The sequence below is a fragment of the Acinetobacter amyesii genome, from assembly GCF_023499985.1.
Classification (GTDB): domain Bacteria; phylum Pseudomonadota; class Gammaproteobacteria; order Pseudomonadales; family Moraxellaceae; genus Acinetobacter; species Acinetobacter amyesii.
The window spans coordinates 227,214-244,647 of sequence record NZ_JAMCOU010000013.1 but is presented as its reverse complement, the minus strand read 5'-3'; the positions used below and the strand labels follow the sequence as shown (position 1 = coordinate 244,647).

Annotated in this window: 15 protein-coding genes, 1 other RNA gene and 1 pseudogene; 13 read left to right on the top strand and 4 right to left on the bottom strand. The window is 40.2% G+C overall.

The genetic code is table 11. From position 1 onward, the window contains the following. Positions 1-26: 26 nt before the first annotated feature. A complete protein-coding gene (gene glnG / locus M5F03_RS02685; RefSeq protein WP_180023811.1) occupies positions 27-1,502 on the bottom strand; it encodes a nitrogen regulation protein NR(I) in 1,476 nt (491 codons plus the stop codon). Continuing rightward, positions 1,492-2,598 carry a nitrogen regulation protein NR(II) gene (gene glnL / locus M5F03_RS02680; RefSeq protein WP_249706404.1) on the bottom strand — a complete coding sequence of 369 codons (1,107 nt, stop codon included), beginning with the start codon at positions 2,596-2,598 and terminating at the stop codon, positions 1,492-1,494. The genes glnG and glnL overlap by 11 nt, the downstream gene beginning before the upstream one ends. Before the next feature lie 352 nt (positions 2,599-2,950). Between glnL and rimO the strand changes: the two genes are divergently transcribed. The 12 genes from rimO to lpxA all read left to right on the top strand — a co-directional run bounded on the left by rimO (position 2,951) and on the right by lpxA (position 15,321). Continuing rightward, positions 2,951-4,294: a 30S ribosomal protein S12 methylthiotransferase RimO gene (gene rimO, locus M5F03_RS02675; protein WP_111883759.1), complete on the top strand. Its 1,344-nt coding sequence runs from the start codon at positions 2,951-2,953 to the stop codon at positions 4,292-4,294. 45 nt (positions 4,295-4,339) lie between these two features. Next, on the top strand, positions 4,340-5,068 hold the full coding sequence (gene pyrH / locus M5F03_RS02670; protein WP_078193535.1) for a UMP kinase: 729 nt from the start codon (positions 4,340-4,342) through the stop codon (positions 5,066-5,068). A gap of 79 nt (positions 5,069-5,147) precedes the next feature. Beyond that, positions 5,148-5,702, top strand: coding sequence for a ribosome recycling factor (gene frr / locus M5F03_RS02665; RefSeq protein WP_078188724.1), 555 nt, complete (start codon positions 5,148-5,150; stop codon positions 5,700-5,702). A 6-nt stretch (positions 5,703-5,708) separates the two neighbouring features. Beyond that, entirely contained in the window at positions 5,709-6,464 is a 756-nt protein-coding gene (uppS, locus tag M5F03_RS02660; protein ID WP_111883757.1) for a polyprenyl diphosphate synthase, read from the top strand. Further along, positions 6,465-7,289 (top strand): phosphatidate cytidylyltransferase, encoded by an 825-nt coding sequence (locus tag M5F03_RS02655; RefSeq protein ID WP_249706402.1) that lies wholly within the window; start codon positions 6,465-6,467, stop codon positions 7,287-7,289. Next, positions 7,290-8,486, top strand: coding sequence for a 1-deoxy-D-xylulose-5-phosphate reductoisomerase (ispC, locus tag M5F03_RS02650; RefSeq protein WP_249706401.1), 1,197 nt, complete (start codon positions 7,290-7,292; stop codon positions 8,484-8,486). It begins immediately after the preceding gene. A gap of 3 nt (positions 8,487-8,489) precedes the next feature. Further along, positions 8,490-9,845, top strand: coding sequence for an RIP metalloprotease RseP (gene rseP / locus M5F03_RS02645; RefSeq protein ID WP_180102160.1), 1,356 nt, complete (start codon positions 8,490-8,492; stop codon positions 9,843-9,845). Next, entirely contained in the window at positions 9,826-12,429 is a 2,604-nt protein-coding gene (gene bamA / locus M5F03_RS02640; RefSeq protein WP_372491108.1) for an outer membrane protein assembly factor BamA, read from the top strand. The genes rseP and bamA overlap by 20 nt, the downstream gene beginning before the upstream one ends. A gap of 41 nt (positions 12,430-12,470) precedes the next feature. Beyond that, complete coding sequence (locus M5F03_RS02635) at positions 12,471-12,971, top strand: OmpH/Skp family outer membrane protein (protein ID WP_180127944.1); 501 nt, start codon at positions 12,471-12,473, stop codon at positions 12,969-12,971. 3 nt (positions 12,972-12,974) lie between these two features. Then, positions 12,975-14,045, top strand: a complete 1,071-nt coding sequence (lpxD, locus tag M5F03_RS02630) for a UDP-3-O-(3-hydroxymyristoyl)glucosamine N-acyltransferase (RefSeq protein ID WP_180170099.1) — start codon at positions 12,975-12,977, stop codon at positions 14,043-14,045. A 5-nt stretch (positions 14,046-14,050) separates the two neighbouring features. Continuing rightward, the gene (fabZ, locus tag M5F03_RS02625) at positions 14,051-14,536 is read left to right on the top strand and encodes a 3-hydroxyacyl-ACP dehydratase FabZ (protein WP_171263789.1); all 486 of its coding nucleotides are present in this window, start codon (positions 14,051-14,053) and stop codon (positions 14,534-14,536) included. Beyond that, positions 14,533-15,321, top strand: a complete 789-nt coding sequence (lpxA, locus tag M5F03_RS02620) for an acyl-ACP--UDP-N-acetylglucosamine O-acyltransferase (protein WP_180102163.1) — start codon at positions 14,533-14,535, stop codon at positions 15,319-15,321. Before fabZ ends, lpxA begins: the two co-directional genes overlap by 4 nt. 58 nt (positions 15,322-15,379) lie before the next feature. On the opposite strand, the pseudogene M5F03_RS02615 reads toward lpxA, so the two are convergent. Further along, positions 15,380-16,241: pseudogene (locus M5F03_RS02615) on the bottom strand (YbgF trimerization domain-containing protein). Between the two features lie 291 nt (positions 16,242-16,532). Between M5F03_RS02615 and ffs the strand changes: the two are divergent. Beyond that, positions 16,533-16,629: signal recognition particle sRNA small type (ffs, locus tag M5F03_RS02610), an RNA gene on the top strand. Between the two features lie 107 nt (positions 16,630-16,736). Here the strand turns inward: ffs and M5F03_RS02605 are convergent. Further along, entirely contained in the window at positions 16,737-17,381 is a 645-nt protein-coding gene (locus M5F03_RS02605; protein ID WP_249706399.1) for a regulatory protein RecX, read from the bottom strand. Positions 17,382-17,434 lie beyond the last annotated feature (53 nt).

Genomic DNA, 17,434 nt, shown 5'->3' with positions numbered 1-17,434 from the left:
GGCTTTTTTAATGTTAATCAAAAAAATTAACTTTCTAATTCTTCTTCGACATCATCTTCGGCACTGTCCATACCGAGTTCTTTAAGTTTACGAGTTAAGGTATTACGACCCCAACCTAAAAGTTCTGCAGCATGGCGCTTACGCCCACGTGTTTGCTGTAGTGCAGCATTGATGAGGGTGCGTTCAAACATTGGTGTGGCAATGTCGAGAATTTTCATCTCACCATTTTTAAGTTTTTGTACTGCCCATTGACCAAGTAGCTCATCCCAATGATGCACACCGATGCGATCAATCCCTTGAGCAGCAGGGTTACCATCTGTGCCTTGAATTGGAATCTGTTTTAATTCAGAAGGTAAATCTTCTGGATAAACTTCACGGCCTGTGATCATGACTGTTAGCCAGCGACAGGTATTTTCGAGCTGACGGACATTACCTTGCCACGGCAGTTTTTGCATGTATTCTTGCGTTTCAGGACGCAGAATCTTCGGACTTACCCCAAGTTCTTTACCTGCACTTGCAAGGAAGTGCTGTGCAAGCATCGGAATATCTTCACTACGATGTGCAAGTTTTGGAATATGAATACGAATGACGTTTAGACGGTGGTACAAGTCTTCACGGAAACGACCTTCATGGACTAACTTTTCTAAGTCTTGGTGCGTTGCCGCAACGATACGGACATCCACCTTGACTGGGATGTGACCACCAACGCGGTAGAATTCGCCATCCGCTAAAACACGCAATAAGCGGGTTTGGGTTTCAAATGGCATGTCGCCAATTTCATCAAGGAAAAGAGTCCCGCCATTGGCTTGTTCGAAACGACCTTGACGCTGTGTGTTGGCACCGGTGAACGCGCCTTTTTCATGACCAAATAATTCAGTTTCGATCAAATCTTTTGGAATTGCCGCCATATTGAGGGCAATAAAAGGTTTGTTGCCACGTGGTGAATGCTTATGCAGCGCATGTGCAACCAATTCTTTCCCTGTGCCTGATTCACCATTAATTAATACAGTAATGTGTGATTGAGAAAGACGACCAATGGCACGGAAGACTTCCTGCATAGCAGGTGATTCACCAATAATCTCTGTAGATTGAATCGGTTGAATGGTTTTAGCAGATTCTTGTTGTTGTAATTTGGCAATATGCAAAATTGCACGGTTTACAAGTGCTAAAGCTTCATCAATATCAAAAGGTTTTGGTAGATATTCAAAAGCACCCGTTTGATAGCTCGACACAGCAGATTCTAAATCTGAATGTGCGGTCATGATAATTACAGGTAAGTCAGGGTAGTTGCCTTTGACTTTACCTAAAAAGGTCAGTCCATCAATACCCGGCATACGGATGTCTGTCAAAATAACATCTGGCGCATCGACACTTAACTGATCTAAAGCGGATTGTGCTTCTTCAAAACTGGTAACATCAAAACCTTCTTCTTTGAATGTTTTTTCCAGCACCCAACGCATGGCGCGATCATCATCGATGACCCAAATCTTATTACGCGACATGATCTGACTCCCAAGGTAAATATAGGCTAAATACTGTTTTTCCAGGAACTGATTGGCATTCAATCATTCCGTTATGTTGATGCATAATATTTTGTGCAATGCTAAGGCCGAGACCTGTGCCTTTCGCTCGTCCTGTCACTAAAGGGTAAAATACGGATTCTAATATTTCTTGTGGTACACCCGGTCCATTGTCCTCGATGTCAATGCGTACCGCAGAACGTTTTAATACACCGTTGATGGTGACTAAACGTTGAATACGTGTGCGCAAAGTGAGTTCTGGTTGGTGCTCAACAAAGAACTCTTTGTTTTCCGTCATTGCCTGAACGGCATTAACACTGATATTCAGCATGACCTGAATTAATTGATCACGATCTGCGAAAACATCCGGTAAAGAAAGGTCGTAATCACGGGTGATCTTAATTTTCTTCTTGGTTTGGTTGACGATCAGTGAACGGACACGTTCAAGTGGTTCATGCACATTGACTGGCTCGTAACTTGGCAATTGTCTTGAACCCAGCATGGTGTCAGCAAGATTTCTTAATCGATCCACTTCACTAATAATAATGTCGGTGAATTCACTGTACTTCGGATCATTTAAGCTACGCGCTAAAAGTTGTGTCGCCCCACGGATACCACCGAGTGGATTTTTAATTTCATGGGCAACACCACGAATCAGTTGTCGTGCGACTTGATGCTGTTGAATTAGGTTTTCTTCTTTAGAGATTTTCAACATCCGGTCGATTTGATTGAGTTCAATCAATAGCAACGGGTGGTAGGGTTTGCCAGAGTTGAGCTGTGACACGGTGTAATCAACATGAATGTCTTTAAAGTTGACATTAATCGTTGCTTCTCGGCGCGTATAGTGCTGGCCAGAAGTTAATGTATTCATTAATGCATCATGCGTATTGAATTCATCATCGGGCATATGGAGTAAATTTAATACAGGCTGACCTGATGCACGAAGTAAGCTGATGTCAAAAAGCGCTTCACAAGATGAATTTAAATAAAAAATATTCAGGTTGCTATCGACCAATAAAATGGCAGTGGTTAAATTATCCACTAAAAGCCGGTAATCAATCGTCATAATCTGATCCATTAGCGAGAGGTTCCTGTCTTAAAATGGCGCAATGGCATCTTCATAAAGCAAATCGTTCAATCTAATAAGGTTCGAATTGATGCAAGTTATGCAAGATATAAGCCAACTATTTGAGAAATACGCTAAGTTTTGATGCTTATTTGAATAAATGCGCTTATTTAAGACTTTAAATAAAGTGTATAGCTGATTAAAAACAGGCTGTAAATCTAAAATGCATTAAAATGGTGCAAATGAAATTATATGGATGAATTTATAGCATTATTTTGGTGCGTGATATAAAGAGTGGCCTTTTCACCTGTTTTTATGTTTTGAAAAGACATACAATACGCGGATTATAGTGGAGCGCAGATTCATGAAATCCCCCAAAGTCGGTTTTGTTTCTTTAGGTTGTCCTAAGGCATTGGTAGATTCCGAACGAATTTTAACTCAGTTAAAGACTGAAGGTTATGATGTAGCATCAGATTATGATGGTGCCGATTTAGTAGTTGTAAATACCTGTGGTTTTATTGAATCTGCAGTACAAGAGTCGCTAGATGCCATTGGCGAAGCGATGAGTTCAAACGGTCGCGTAATTGTGACTGGTTGTTTAGGTAAAGACGAAGACAAAATTCGCCAAATGCACCCAAATGTCTTAAAAGTGACAGGTGCTGCGGCATATCAAGAAGTGATGGAAGCTGTGCACGAATACGTGCCTGAGCCACCAAAACACAATCCGTTTATTGATCTAGTACCTGAGCAAGGTATTCGATTAACACCAAAACATTATGCTTATTTGAAGATTTCAGAAGGTTGTAACCATCGTTGCACATTCTGCATTATTCCGAGCATGCGTGGTGATTTGGTTTCTCGTCCAGTAGGTTCAGTATTGACTGAAGCTCAAGCGCTGAAAAAAGCAGGCGTAAAAGAAGTCCTTGTGATTTCTCAAGATACATCGGCTTATGGCGTAGACACCAAATACAAATTGGACTTCTGGAACGGTCAGCCCGTTAAAACCAAATTCTATGACATGTGTGAAGCATTGGGTCAATTGGGTATCTGGGTGCGTCTGCACTATGTATATCCATATCCACATGTGGATGCTGTGATTGACTTAATGGCACAAGGCAAAATCCTGCCGTATTTGGATATTCCATTCCAACATGCAAGTCCTAAGATTTTAAAACTCATGAAACGTCCTGCGCACAGTGAAAATACACTAGAGCGTTTAAAAGTTTGGCGTGAGAAATGTCCTGATCTTGTGATTCGTTCTACATTTGTTGTGGGCTTCCCGGGTGAAACTGAAGAAGACTTCCAAATGTTGCTTGATTGGTTAAAAGAAGCGCAGCTTGATCGTGTTGGTTGTTTTACCTATTCACCGGTTGAAGGTGCGACTGCAAATGATTTGCCAGATCATGTGCCTGAAGAAATCAAACAAGAGCGTTATGAACGTTTCATGCAAGTTCAGCAAGAAATCTCTGCTGCGAAATTGCAAAGCCGTATCGGTCAGAAAATGACAGTACTGGTGGATGATCTTGAAGAAGAGTTCCCAGTTGCTGTTGCGCGTTCTTATGCAGATGCACCTGAAATTGACGGTAATGTATTTGTTGAAGATATCGATAAGTCAGTGATTAAAGCAGGTGATTTACTTGAAGTAGAAATCACAGATGCAGATGAATATGACTTATTTGCAAAACTGATCTCGGTTAAGTCTGCTTAAACGATTCATTAAAAATAATTGAAATTAAATAATTCGGAGTTGATGATGCTTGATTCTAAAAAACCACGTTTTGGTCGCATCCTGCTTAAGCTTTCAGGTGAAGCTTTAGCGGGCAATAAAGAGATGGGTATCGATGCACAAGTGCTCGATCAAATGTCACTCGCAATTGCGCACCTTGTTGGTTTGGGTGTTCAAGTGGGTATCGTTGTCGGCGGTGGTAACCTTTACCGTGGTAGCCAATTACAAAAAGATGGTTTGGTTGGCCGTGTAACAGGTGACCAAATGGGTATGTTGGCCACTGTGATGAACGGTTTGGCACTGCGTGATGCTTTGGTACGTCGTAATATCAAAACTCGTCTAATGTCAGCTTTACCCATTGGTGCTGTAGTTGAATCATATTCTAGCCGTGATGCAATTCGTCATTTAACACGTGGCGAAGTTTGTGTATTTGTCGCAGGTACAGGTAACCCATTCTTTACGACAGATACAGCAGCATGCTTACGCGGTATCGAGATTGAAGCCAATCTTATTCTTAAAGCGACGAAAGTTGATGGCGTATACAACAAAGATCCAAGCAAATATGAAGATGCAGTGAAATATGATGCATTAACATTTGACCAAGTTTTAGATGAAAAACTGGGTGTGATGGATTTAACAGCGATCTGCTTATGCCGTGACCACAACGTTCCACTTCAAGTATTTGATATGAACAAATCAGGTTCATTACTTTCAGTGGTAATGGGTGAAAAAGAGGGTACTCACGTTACTAACTAATGTACGTGGGCCCTAAAGCTCTTTATACTACAAGCTATTTTAGAATTTACATCTTTTCGAATTAAGTTAGGAAGATCACATGATTAACGATCTTAAAAAAGACGCAGAAGACCGTATGAATAAATCTCTAGATTCTCTAGAGCATGGTTTTGCCAAAGTTCGTACAGGCCGCGCGCACCCATCAATTTTAAATGGTGTTATGGTTCCTTACTATGGCTCTGATGTGCCATTAAACCAAGTGGCGAACGTGGGTGTAGAAGACTCTCGTACTTTACTTGTTCAGCCTTTTGAACGTTCAATGGTTGCTGCAATTGATAAAGCAATCCGTGAATCTGACTTGGGCTTAAACCCGATTACTGCTGATGCCATTCGTGTTCCTATGGCTGCATTAACAGAAGAAACACGTAAAGACATGCAGAAAGTTGCACGTAACGAAGCTGAAAATGCAAAAGTTGCGATCCGTAACATCCGTCGTGATGTGTTGGGTGATATCAAAGCATTGTTGAAAGAAAAAGAAATTTCTGAAGATGATGAGCGTCGTGCAGGTGATGACATTCAAAAAATCACAGACAAATTCGTTGCTGAAGTTGAAAAACGTCTGGCTGCAAAAGAAGCTGAATTGATGAAGGTCTAAGTTTTAATGACCTCATCTGAAGAAACTTCCCGTCTTCCAAAACATGTTGCCATCATTATGGATGGCAACAATCGTTTTGCCAAAAAGAATCAAATGCAAAAAGGTGAAGGGCATCGTTCTGGAAAGGACATCCTAGATCCCATCGTTGAACATTGTCGTAAAAGAAATATCCAAGCACTGACCGTTTTTGCTTTTTCGAGTGAAAATTGGAATCGTCCTCAGTTTGAGGTTGATTTGTTGATGGCTCTTCTCGAAGAAACCATTCATGAGCAGTTGCCGCGTATGGAAAAATTTAACATTTCCCTACGTTTTATTGGTGATCGTTCTCGTTTATCTCCTAACTTACGTGACTTAATGTTGCAAGCCGAACAAAGGACTGCTAATTTCGACAGCATGACTTTAACTATTGCAATTAGTTACGGTGGTATGTGGGATATGGCACAGGCTGCAAAACAAATCGCAGCAGATGTTTTAACTAACAAAATAAATCTTGAAGCAGTGGATGCTGAAGTCTTTGGTCAATATGTCAGTTTAAGTGATCTACCTCCGGTAGATTTGTTAATTCGTACAGGTGGTGATTTCCGTCTTTCGAACTTCTTGCTTTGGCAAGCTGCTTATGCAGAACTTTATTTTACCCAGACATTATGGCCTGAATTTACCATTGAAGAATTTGACGATGCACTAGCGGTATTTGGTGGTCGTGAACGTCGTTTTGGTAAGACCTCAGAGCAGATTCAACAAGAGCAGTTTGAGAATAAATAAATGTTAGAGCGGATAATAACCGCATTGGTACTGGTTTTAGTTGTATTGAGTTGCATGTTTGCAACCGAGTCTAAATACCCAATGCTTGTGCTGATGATTATTGCATCAGCTGTCGCTGGTTATGAGTGGTTCAAACTCATGCCGCGGAATACACAAAATGTGATTAAACCTTTCGCTTGGGGCTATGGTCTAGTCACTGCTATTCTTTCAGCACTAGCATTGCATTTTACAGATGTTGCATTACTGCTTTGGGCGGCTTCGATCTTTACTTGGATCTTAAGTGTCTATTGGGTGAAGTCTTATCCTGATTACGATAACTGGTATAACCCGAGTCTGAGTGGTATTGGTTTAGTCTTAGTTCCTGCTGCGGTAACTGCTATTTTTTCTGTGTGGATGAACTCACCTTGGTGGCTCATGTATCTGTTCCTGTTGGTATGGGGTGCAGACAGTGGTGCATACTTCGTGGGACGTAAATTTGGTAAGAAAAAACTTGCACCAGATGTGAGCCCAAATAAATCGATCGAAGGTTTATATGGCGGTCTATTCACTGCAATGCTAATTGTTATTGTTGTTGAAATTATTTATCTTGATTTAAGCATCGCTGAACATATTTTATTTTTAATACTTTCAGTAATAACAGTATTTAGTTCAGTACTTGGTGATTTATTTGAATCGATGATCAAGCGTCGTGCAGGGATCAAAGATTCTGGTCGTATTCTTCCCGGACATGGTGGTGTGCTGGATCGTATTGACTCGTTGCTTGCTGCAGCACCTATCTTTGCGGCAGGTATGTATGTTTTAAAATTAATTGGCGTAGATTTATAGATGTCACAATCTGTTTGTATATTGGGTGTAACAGGATCCATTGGTCAAAGTACTTTAAAGATTCTGCAACAGCACCCCGAAGAGTATTCAGTTTTTGCAGTCACTGCACATAGCCGAATTGTAGAACTTGTCGAAATATGCAAACAATATCGACCGAAAATCGCAGTTGTTCCATTCAATAAAGTGGATGAACTGCGCCAATTACTTGTAGTTGAAAAATTAACTGATATTGAAATCCTGCATGATGAAGCCGGATTAATCGCAGTAGCAGAACATCCACAAGTTGATGTGGTCATGGCCGCTATTGTGGGTGCGGCAGGATTGCTACCTACATTGGCTGCTGCGAAAGCAGGTAAGCGTGTCTTACTGGCAAATAAAGAAGCGCTGGTTATGTCGGGTGACATCATGATTCAGACCGCACGTGAAAATAATGCTTTGTTGCTGCCGGTCGATTCTGAACATAATGCAATCTTCCAATGCTTGCCTGAAACTTATCTACAAGGTGAGCGTCATGGTCAGCCAAAATTGGGTGTCAAACAGATTTTACTCACCGCATCTGGTGGTCCATTTTTACATCATAGTTTAGAACAATTACAAAGTGTAACGCCTGCTCAAGCCTGTAAGCATCCAAACTGGTCGATGGGGCAAAAAATTTCTGTTGATTCTGCAACGCTGATGAATAAAGGCTTGGAATTGATCGAAGCCTGTCATCTTTTTGCAGTTGAAGAACAATTTGTAACAGTTGTTGTCCATCCACAGAGTATCATTCATTCAATGGTTCAATATGTAGATGGTTCGACTTTGGCGCAAATGGGTAATCCTGATATGTGTACGCCTATTGCTCATGCATTAGCATGGCCGAAGCGTATTCAAACACATGTGCCTCCATTAGATTTATTTGTTCATTCACAGTTAAACTTTGAACAGCCTGATATACAGCGATTCCCAGCACTAAAATTAGCACGTCAAGCCATGAAGGCTGGGGGCTTAGCTCCTACGATTTTAAATGCAGCCAATGAAATCGCCGTGGCAGCATTTTTGCATGAGAAAATTGGCTTTACTCAAATCCCTCAAATTGTGGAACATGTGTTGGGGCAAGTTGAAAACTCAGCTGCAAATAATATTGATGTTATTTTGCATGCAGATAAATCGGCACGTATGGTTGCTGAAAAAGCAGTATTGAATTCAGGAAGTTAAAACATGAATGCCTTGTTTATGATTATTGCAGCAATATTGCTACTTGGACCGCTGATAGCGATTCATGAATTTGGGCATTATTTCGTTGCACGTAAACTGGGCGTAAAGGTTTTGGTGTATTCGATTGGTTTTGGCCCAACACTACTTAAGTGGACGTCAAAGAAGTCGGGTATTCAATATCAACTGTCTGCATTACCACTAGGTGGTTATGTCAAAATGTTGGATGAACGAGAAGGTGATGTCGCAGCAGAAGACTTACCAAAAGCATTTAACCGACAACACCCTTGGAAGCGTATTGCAATTGTTGCGGCAGGGCCACTCATTAACTTGGCTTTTGCAGTAGTGTTGTTTTGGATTTTATTTTTACCAGCTCAGGAACAGCTCAATACGCGCGTAGGTAAAATTTTACCGAATACGCCTGCAGCGGCTGCGCAAATGCAGTCTGGTGATAAAATTACTGCCGTAGATGGCACTCAAGTATCCACTTGGGAGCGCTTGAATTATGCCTTGGTTGATCGTGTAGGTGAAACTGGCAATATTCAAATTCAAGCTGAACGAGCAGGGCAAATTCAAAACTTCAGTTTACCTATTCAAAGTTTCTTACGTGATCAAACTCAGTCACCACTCGATGTTCTAGGTTTTACACCGTATCGTCCTAAAATTCCTGCAGTGGTTTCAAAACTCAGTGAAGATGGCGCAGCGATTCGCCAAGGGATGCAAGTGGGTGATCGAATTGTTTCGATCGATGGCGTAAAAATGAAAGACTGGTTTGATGTTGTACAAGTTGTACAAGCTTCTCCAGAAAAGTTACTTAAAATTGATGTTTTACGACAAAATAAAATTGTGCATTTAAGCGTGATGCCGCAAGGTAAGCGTGACCAAATGGGTAAAGTTACAGGGCTTTTAGGTGTACAAAGTGATCCGGGTAAAGTCAATATTCCAGCCGAATACAAACAAACCATTCAATACACGCCTGTAGAGGCGATGGGCAAAGCGGTAGAAAAAACAGGTCAGATATCTAGTATGATCCTGAATTCTATTGTAAAAATGGTGCGTGGTTTGGTTGGTTTAGATAATTTATCTGGTCCGATTACTATTGCGAAAGTGGCTGGACAAAGTGCTGAGATGGGGTGGCAAACCTTCATTTCATTTATGGCACTGATGAGTGTAAGCTTGGGTATTTTAAATTTACTACCGATTCCTATGCTCGATGGCGGTCATTTAATTTACTATTTTATTGAATTAATTCGTGGTAAACCTGTTTCTGAACAAATACAATTGGTTGGATTAAAAATTGGTATGGTATTGCTGGGTAGCATGATGCTACTGGCTCTATTCAATGACATTATGCGTTTATAAGAACGTTATACGAAATAAATTAACAGCGGAAAAGACTGGCATGCAGCACAAACATTTATTTATGCCATTGGCACTGGTTAGTGCTATGGCCGTAGCACAACAAGTATATGCAGCAGATGATTTTGTAGTACAAGATATTCGTGTTGATGGCTTAGTGCGTTTAACTCCTGACAATGTGGCCGGAATGATCCCATTCTCCGCTGGTGATCGTGTCAATGATCAAATCATTTCAAACTCAATTCGTAGCATGTTTGCGTCGGGTTTGTTTGATGATGTGAAGTCTTCACAAGTCGGTAATACCCTTGTATATACAGTGGTTGAACGCCCAGTAATTTCTAAAGTTGAACTAAAAGGCAATAAACTTATTCCTAAAGAAGCCTTGGAAGAAGGCTTAAAGAAAATGGGTCTGTCCGAAGGTGAAGTTTTAAAGAAATCATCTTTGCAAACGGTTGAAACTGAATTAGAACAACAGTACATGCAGCAAGGTCGCTACGATGCTGATGTAAAAGTGATTACAACCGCTCAACCGAATAACCGTGTCAATGTCTTAATCGAGTTTGAAGAAGGTCAATCTGCCAAAGTATTTGATATTAATATCATTGGTAATACGGTCTTTAAAGAAAGCGAAATTAAACAAATTTTTGCATTAAAAGAAAGTGGTTGGAACTCGATCATTTCTCGTAATGACCGCTATGCACGTGAAAAGATGGCTGCGAGTTTAGAAGCGTTACGTGCGATGTATCTCAACAAAGGTTACATCAACTTCAACATTACCAATTCAAGTCTAAATTTGAGTGAAGATAAAAAACACGTCTTTATCGAAGTTTCGGTGGATGAAGGTGAACAATTTAAGTTTGGTGAAACCCATTTCTTAGGTGATACGCTTTATACGCAAACTGATTTAAACGCTTTAAAACTCTATAAAGATGGCGATTTATATTCACAAGAAAAAGTGAATGGTGTGAAACAGCTTTTACTTCGTAAATATGGTAATGCAGGCTACTACTTTGCAGAAGTGAACATTGTTCCTGAAATCAATAAAGACACCAAATTGGTTGATTTAAATTACTATGTGAATCCGGGTCAGCAAGTCACTGTTCGCCGTATTAATTTCACAGGTAACTCGAAAACAGCTGATGAAGTTCTACGTCGTGAAATGCGTCAAATGGAAGGCGCCTTAGCAAGTAATGAAAAAATTGATTTGTCTAAAGTGCGTTTAGAACGTACTGGTTTCTTTAAAACCGTTGATGTTAAGCCTGCACGTATTCCGGGCACGCCAGATCAAATTGATTTAAATGTAAATGTTGAAGAGCAGCATTCGGGGACAAGTACTTTAGCTGTTGGTTTCTCACAAAGTGGCGGTGTAACTTTCCAAGCAGGTTTGAGTCAAACCAACTTCTTGGGTACAGGTAATGCAGTTTCTATCGATTTGTCTCGTTCAGAGACTCAAGATTATTATAACCTCAGTGTAACTGACCCATACTTCACTATTGATGGTGTACGCCGTGGTTATAACTTGTACTACCGTAAAACCAAGTTAGATAACGACTATAACGTTAACAACTACGTCACTGATAGTTTTGGTGGTGGTATCAACTTTGGTTATCCGATCGATGAAAACCAAAGTATCAGTATGGGTTTGAATATTGATAATACCGAAGTGACAACAGGTCCATATGTTTCTACCTATGTGCGTGATTATTTACTAGCAAATGGTGGGAAAGCAACGGATACGACATCTTTCTGTCCTACTGATGCATCTGGTAATTCGCAATTAACTGTGCCTGTATACAAAACTGATGAGAATGGCGATTTTGTACTAGATGATAAGGGTAATAAAATTGTTACTCACAACACTTGTGCAGTACCTGAAGAATCGTACGACAGTGCGTTTAAAGGTGATTTCTTAACTTATAACCTTAACTTGGGTTGGTCGTACAACACCTTGAATCGCCCGGTATTCCCTACATCGGGTATGTCACACCGCGTCAATGCCGAAATTGCATTACCAGGTAGTGATGTTGAATATCAAAAAATCACTTACGACGCACAAGCTTATTTCCCACTAGGTAAAGACTTTGTGTTACGTGGTTACGGTAAGTTAGGCTATGGTAATGATTTACCATTCTATAAAAACTTCTATGCAGGTGGTTTTGGTTCAGTACGTGGCTATGACAACAGTACTCTAGGGCCGAAATATCCTGGTGTGTATTATGATGCGCAAAATCAGGTTGACTACGATCCAGAAGAAGTCGGTGGTAATGCTTTAATTCAATTTGGTACTGAATTGGCTTTACCTGTGCCATTTAAAGGCGATTGGGCGCGTCAAGTTCGTCCAGTATTGTTTGCTGAAGGCGCACAAGTATTTGACACTCAATGTGACGTTCCTAAATCTAGTGAAGACCGTCAATACTGTAAAGATAACTACGGCTTTGATATGAATAACATGCGTTATAGTGTTGGTGCAGGCTTTACTTGGATCACGATGATTGGTCCAATTTCACTGAGTTATGCATTCCCACTGAATGACAAAGCTGGCGATGAAACAAAAGAAATTCAATTCGAGATTGGTCGTACGTTCTAAGTAGGACCCTTCTGGGAATAACAAAATTACAGGTTGATAAGATGAATAAATTATTTGCTGGTTTGGCGGTATTGGGTGTGTCGTGTTCTGCTGTGGTACATGCAGCGGGTTACGGTGTGGTTGATTTAGAAAAGGTTGTGGATCAAAGCACTTATCTAAAACAACAAAATGCTCAAATTCAACAGCAGTTGAAACCACAAACCACTAAAATTGAATCACTGGCTAAAGAGCTGGAAGCAATGCAACAGAAAGCTCAGCAGGGTGGTGATAAGTTGACTGCTGCGCAAAAGCAGCAAATGGGTCAACAGTATCAAACTAAACTCAAAGAGCTGACTGATTTACAGCAAAAAGTTCAAGCTTCGGTTCAAGGTAATATCCAGTCCTTAAATCGCACGATGGATAGTCGAATCAAGCAAGTTGCAGAACAATTGCGCACAGAAAATAAGTTAGATGTTGTTTTGAATAAAAATTCAGCACTTGCGTATGACCCTAAGTTTGATTTAACTGATAAAATGATTCAAAAGGTTAATGCAATTAAATAATCAATGAATTCTCAAAAATTCAGTTTAGAAAAGCTTGCTCAACTTGTTCAAGGTCAATGTATTGGCCAGCTAGACTTGCAATTCAGTGGAATGGCAAGTTTGGAGAGTGCTCAACCGCATCAGCTTGCATTTTTAAACGCAGATAAATATCTGAATGAAGCTCAACAGTCTAAGGCTGGTGCGCTGATTGTGACTGCAGACATGCAGTCACAAATCCCTTCACAGCAAAACTTCATTGTTGTACCCAATCCGTATCTGGCTTTCGCTATTCTAACGCATGTTTTTGAAAAAAAATCTGTAGAAATAGGAATTGAAAGTACTGCTCAAATTCATCCTTCCGCAATCATTTCTGATACTGCTTATATTGGGCATTATGTGGTGATTGGTGCGAATAGTGTGGTGGGTGAAGGAACGCGCATTGAATCACAAGTGAAGATTGATCATGGTGTTGAAATTGGTAAAGATTGTTTTATCGATTCGCATGTGACGATTACTGGTGAAGCCAAGTTAGGTGATCGTGTACGTATCCATGCAAATACGGTGATCGGTGGTGAAGGGTTTGGTTTTGCACCTTATCAAGGGAAATGGCATCGTATTGCTCAATTAGGTTCTGTACGTATCGGGAATGATGTGCGTATTGGTTCAAATTGTAGTATCGACCGTGGTGCTTTAGATGACACAATTTTGGAAGATGGTGTCATTATTGATAACCTTGTGCAAATCGCGCATAACGTCAAAGTTGGTGCAAATACGGCAATGGCTGCGAAATGTGGTATTGCCGGTAGTACAACTATTGGCAAAAATTGTGTGCTAGCAGGGGCTGTTGGTATCGTAGGTCACATTAATATTGCAGATAATGTGACAATTACCGGCATGTCAATGGTCACAAAAAGTATTTCCGTTGCTGGGAGTTATTCTTCAGGTACGCCAATGCTTGAAAGTGGTTCTTGGAAAAAGGCAGCAATCCGCTTTAAACAATTAGCAGATGTGCCATTGACCCAATTGGTCAAACGACTTGATCATATGCAGTCTCAAATTGAGTCCCTTGAATCAACATTTAAATTGCGTAAATAATTATGATGACAGAGTCGAATACCCCAGCTTTCACAAAACCTGAATTACCAATGACTATTCAGACTATTCGTGAATATTTGCCACATCGTTATCCGTTTTTATTGGTTGATCGTGTTGTTGAAGTGACTGACAACGGGATTGTAGGCTATAAAAATGTAACGATTAATGAAGAATTTTTACAAGGCCATTTCCCTGAATACCCAATTATGCCGGGTGTGCTGATTGTTGAAGCATTGGCGCAAGTATCGGGTATTTTAGGCTTCATCATGAATAATGAGAAACCTTCAGCGGGTTCGCTGTTCTTATTTGCTGGTGCAGAGAAGGTTCGATTTAAAAAACAAGTCGTTGCAGGCGATCAACTTGTATTAAAATCGGAATTAGTGATGCAAAAGCGTGGCATTTACAAATATAATTGTGTTGCCACTGTAGATGGCGTAGTCGCAGCAACCGCGGAAATTATGGTTTCGCATCAGAAAACAGAGACAGCATGAGCAATAACGAATTAATTCATCCTACCGCCATTATTGACTCATCAGCAGTAATTGCTCCGGATGTGCAAATTGGACCATATTGTATTATTGGTCCTAAAGTCACAATTGGAGCGGGCACTAAACTGCATTCACATGTTGTGGTGGGTGGTTATACCCGTATTGGTCAACATAACGAAATTTTTCAATTTGCCAGTGTTGGTGAAGTCTGCCAAGACTTGAAATATGCTGGTGAAGAAACGTGGTTAGAAATTGGTGATCACAACTCGATTCGTGAACACTGTAGTTTACACCGTGGTACTGTTCAAGATCAGGGTCTAACTAAAGTTGGTAGTCATAATTTATTGATGGTAAATACACATATTGCACATGACTGTGTGGTAGGTGATCATAATATCTTTGCTAATAACGTCGGCGTTGCAGGTCATGTCCACATTGGTGATTACGTCATCGTAGGTGGTAACTCTGGTATTCACCAATTCTGTAAAATCGATTCATACAGTATGATCGGTGGTGCTTCGCTTATTTTGAAAGATGTACCTGCTTATGTCATGGTATCTGGTAATCCAGCCCATGCTTTTGCAATGAACATTGAAGGAATGCGTCGTAAAGGTTGGTCTAAAAATGTGATTCAAGGTTTACGTGAATCTTTTAAATTGATCTATAAAGATGGTTTAACGACAAATGAAGCGATTGAGCGTATTCGTACTGAAATTTTGCCTGATGTGGCAGAAGCGCAATTGTTGATTGACTCACTTGAGCAGTCTAAGCGCGGTATCGTTCGTTAAATACTGCGAATAAAAATAGACACCTTATAAGGTGTCTTTTTTTGCGTTAAAAATAGGACTATTTTTTAACAAAGCCTGCTTCTTCAGATTTTGGATACTTTTGGATAAGCTTGCTTTTGAGCTGCGTTGCTAAACTACTATTTCGATCGACGTCTTTTGCAATGCTATACAGTTGATATAACGCTCTAGGCGCGCGGGTCGATTCAGGGTATTGATCTACCACGATACTATAGTTCTTTTTCGCTTCCGCATAGTTGGTCGGTTCAACAGCAAGGTTGAACTCAGCTAGCCAAAAATATGCGTTGCTAATATAGACACTGTTAGGATTATTCTTAATAAAGTTTTTCATTGGTGCAATGGCTTTCTTTGCACCACCTTGTTTGTATGCGTCTAAAGCAACGGTATACGCTGCTTTCTCAAGCTCAAGTGAGTCACCACCTGCATTTACAGGTTGGTTTGCAGATGAGCTTAATGTTGATTGGGTCGTAGGTTGTTTAACAGGTGTAGGCGCTGTATTAGCTGTTACTGGGTGCAGTACCTTGTTGGTTATCCTCCGCGGCCTCTGTGTCTTCACTTGGATCTACTTTTTGTTGGAGTAGTTCTAAACGTTGATCTAAATCTGCATAGCGGTTTGTAAGTTCACTTTTTAATTGTTCGATAATATTGTCTTGCTCTTCCATTTTACCGCGTAAGCTACGCAATTCATTTTCAAGCTGTTGGTTCTTCTGCATAAGCTGCCAATTCAAATTGGTTGGAATAGGGGTAGAGCCAGCACCTGTTTGAATGGCCGTATTATTTGCTGTATACACAGTACCATTATTAGCGCCACTCAAACCACGAGATTCAATTGGAATATTGGCAAATAATGCACCTGAGCAAGTCAATGTAAGGGCACACAATACATGCTGTTTAAACATCATAAAAATTCCATGTAGTTACAAGCATGTCCGTATAGAATAGTTTTATTACAGACAGCTTTAGATAAAACGATAAGCACATTAAAAACGCCAAAGATCTGAATTGCAATAAGCTTTTACAATCTTGCTGTGTATTAAAGTAAAAATATAGTGATGAAGTTTCACGTTTTCTACATCATCGACCATCATATTGATTTATAAATAATCAAACAGTGTTTTCTACTCAGGAATTCTTGGTTTTAGGCTTGCATGTTTATTAAAAATCACTATACTCTGTTCTTGCAATGGTAGCCCTGCTGGTTACTTCGCAATTGTACTCTATAAACCCCGCCAGGACCGGAAGGTAGCAACGGTAGTAGAAATATGATGTGCCGAAGTCTTGCTGGTAGGGTTGCCACCAGTTTCAATAATAATAAATTAAACGTCCTCTCATTTTTTCAATCCTATATTCTTCTTTATTTTAGTTTTATTAATTTTTCATTTAGATTTATATCTTTTTTATTCGTCATCAAATTCTTTACGTGCAATCACTTTAAAAATCGTATCGAGATCAAAGCCTCGATATTGCAAAAAACGTATTTGTTTGGCTTTTTGTTTTGGATCACGTTCAACAGCTTTGCCAAATTTTTTTATTTTGAGCTGGTAAGCTTCAGCGACCCAATCTGTTTCTTTTAATTCATCCAGAATTAATTCACTGTCTACTTTTTTATTTTTTAACGCGAGCTTTATGCGATTAGGGCCTTTACCTTTACGTTTTTGACTCGATAGCACCATCTCTGCTACACGCTGATCGCTTTGATAGTTCTCACGTGCGAGTTCTTCCACCAAGTGTATGACTTCTTCACGACTATCCGCATACAGTGCTAATTTTTCGATTAAATCCGCTTTTGAGTATTCTTTACGTGTGAGTACTGCAAAAGCGTACGAGCGTAGACGAGAGCCGCGCAGTCCCGATTTTTTTTCAGCATGAACATCTTTACCATTGGTGTCAAAATGCAACGCAGTGTGATCGATCACCGAAGTATCGTCATGTGAAATGTCAGTTTGTGCAGCATGATTTACGCAGGTAGTTTCTTCAGCTTCTGCAAACTGTTGTTTCAGTGCTTCATAATCAAGCAAGAGTGGAAAATGGTCTTTAGTCATGGGGTCATTTTAATACAAATTTTGAGTGCAAAACAAAACGCCCCGTAGGGCGT

Bases quoted from the DNA above. Each gene is read 5' to 3' on its own strand.
- glnG (WP_180023811.1), bottom strand. From the start codon at position 1,502: ATGTCGCGTAATAAGATTTGGGTCATCGATGATGATCGCGCCATGCGT.
- glnL (WP_249706404.1), bottom strand. From the start codon at position 2,598: ATGGATCAGATTATGACGATTGATTACCGGCTTTTAGTGGATAATTTA.
- rimO (WP_111883759.1), top strand. From the start codon at position 2,951: ATGAAATCCCCCAAAGTCGGTTTTGTTTCTTTAGGTTGTCCTAAGGCA.
- pyrH (WP_078193535.1), top strand. From the start codon at position 4,340: ATGCTTGATTCTAAAAAACCACGTTTTGGTCGCATCCTGCTTAAGCTT.
- frr (WP_078188724.1), top strand. From the start codon at position 5,148: ATGATTAACGATCTTAAAAAAGACGCAGAAGACCGTATGAATAAATCT.
- uppS (WP_111883757.1), top strand. From the start codon at position 5,709: ATGACCTCATCTGAAGAAACTTCCCGTCTTCCAAAACATGTTGCCATC.
- M5F03_RS02655 (WP_249706402.1), top strand. From the start codon at position 6,465: ATGTTAGAGCGGATAATAACCGCATTGGTACTGGTTTTAGTTGTATTG.
- ispC (WP_249706401.1), top strand. From the start codon at position 7,290: ATGTCACAATCTGTTTGTATATTGGGTGTAACAGGATCCATTGGTCAA.
- rseP (WP_180102160.1), top strand. From the start codon at position 8,490: ATGAATGCCTTGTTTATGATTATTGCAGCAATATTGCTACTTGGACCG.
- bamA (WP_372491108.1), top strand. From the start codon at position 9,826: ATGACATTATGCGTTTATAAGAACGTTATACGAAATAAATTAACAGCG.
- M5F03_RS02635 (WP_180127944.1), top strand. From the start codon at position 12,471: ATGAATAAATTATTTGCTGGTTTGGCGGTATTGGGTGTGTCGTGTTCT.
- lpxD (WP_180170099.1), top strand. From the start codon at position 12,975: ATGAATTCTCAAAAATTCAGTTTAGAAAAGCTTGCTCAACTTGTTCAA.
- fabZ (WP_171263789.1), top strand. From the start codon at position 14,051: ATGACAGAGTCGAATACCCCAGCTTTCACAAAACCTGAATTACCAATG.
- lpxA (WP_180102163.1), top strand. From the start codon at position 14,533: ATGAGCAATAACGAATTAATTCATCCTACCGCCATTATTGACTCATCA.
- M5F03_RS02605 (WP_249706399.1), bottom strand. From the start codon at position 17,381: ATGACTAAAGACCATTTTCCACTCTTGCTTGATTATGAAGCACTGAAA.